Source organism: Micromonospora sp. ABR4_055, assembly GCF_056160425.1.
The window spans coordinates 1-1656 of record NZ_JBSWXD010000306.1 but is presented as its reverse complement, the minus strand read 5'-3'; the positions used below and the strand labels follow the sequence as shown (position 1 = coordinate 1656).

The 1656-nt window shown below is 66.8% G+C and carries 1 protein-coding gene; it reads right to left on the bottom strand.

Features of this window, described 5'->3' with window-relative positions:
- Positions 1-103 precede the first annotated feature (103 nt).
- On the bottom strand, positions 104-1567 hold the full coding sequence (gene tnpC, locus ACXAHD_RS32045) for an IS66 family transposase (protein ID WP_475055152.1): 1464 nt from the start codon (positions 1565-1567) through the stop codon (positions 104-106).
- Positions 1568-1656 lie beyond the last annotated feature (89 nt).

The following is a 1656-nucleotide window of genomic DNA, read 5'->3' as shown; positions in this document are numbered from 1 at the left end:
GCAAACATTCAGGTGGTGCGCGCTGGGATTCCGCGTGGTGGCATAGCGTGATGGCCGGTTGGTTGGTGGCCGCCGGCTGATGTTGACCTGGGTGGGGTGGGGGTCAGGTGGGTGCGGGTAGGTTCGGCATCCAGGGTCGTCCGAGGATGGCGTCGCGCAGGACGGCCATTTTGTCGAGGCCGTTCTTCGCCGCGCTGGAGACGTAGCCGAGGATCTTGTACCGATCCTTGGTGCGTTGCTCGCTGGTGAGCCGCCCGGAGATCTTCTGCTGGATCTTCGCCGGTCGCAGGTCCCGTTCGGCCTGGTTCGACGTCGGCGGCACCAACAGGTCGTCAACGAAGCGCAGCACGTCGGCACGTCGGTCCCGGAAGACTTCCAACAGCAGGCGGGCTTTACGCTCACCCGGCCGGTTGCCGATGGTGCTGGTGTCGGACAGTCCGACCAGCACGCCGTGGTGCAGCCGGTACAGCAACTCGGCCTTCACTGTGGGGTCGATGCCCGGCCGGTTCTGCTCACGGGCCGTGTTCGTCTCGTGGATCAGCGCGCGCAGCGCGTCGGAGATCTGCTTCGGCCAGACCGCGTCGGGGTACACCTCGGCCGCACCGTCAAGATCACGTAACAGGTGAGCGCAACACAGTTGGTGGACCAGCGTGCCCAACTCGGCCGAGTCGTAGTTCCGGTACCGGTCGTGCACGACCACCGAGCCGGTCAGGTCCTTGACCACGAACGCCGTGAACGTGGCCAGGTCCCGGTCACCGACCTGGTAGTGAGTCCACAACTCGGTACACGCCACGAGCAGGTACTTCTCGGCCTTCTTCCGGCCCGGCCTCGGTTTCTTCGGCCCGACCCGCAGCGGCGTCTCGTCACAGCACACCGCGTACGCCAGGGTGATCAACATGCGGATCCGTTTGTCGACCTCGCTGGTCAGCGCCGCGACCCGGGTCAGCACGCCGTGCACGAACCCCGGCGACGGTGTCGCACCGGTCAGCGACCGAAGCATCTGTACACACCGCTGCACCGGGATGAAATGCACGACCATCAGATAGACCGCCCACGCCTGCAGGTTCGGGCCGTACCCCACCGGACCGGCCCCCGCGCCTTCCGGCCGGGCCGCGGTGTGCAGCTTCCCGCACCCACACCGCACCGCATGCTGGTCGTACTGGGTCAGCGTCGCGGTCATCAACGGAACCTCGACCTGCTGATACCGGTCCACCACACCCAGATCCCGCGCGTCCACCAACTCCGCGCCGCACCCGCAACTACCCTCGGGGAACCGGTCCCGCCGCTGATCAGGAGCATCCGACCAGGCCAGGTTCGACCCCGGCGCACCCCGCTGCCTACCCCGCGTACCCGCCGGGGTGTCCCGCTTCTTCCTCGCCGCAGGTGGCGTACGCCCCGGATCATCATCCTTCGACGGCGGAGACGACGAGTTCGACGAGTTCCGCGACAACAGATGCTCGACCCGCGCCAGCCGCACCGCGAGCGCCTCGTACGCCGCCGTCAACTCCGCGATCTGCGCGTCCTGCTCAGCAATCCGAGCGTCCTGCGTCCGTGCCAGCGAGATCAACTCTTCACGAGACAGATCCTCCGACACCGACACGCCAAGATCAAACCACAACGGACAGAACGGCGTCGAGCCGGTCGAACCCCGTCACT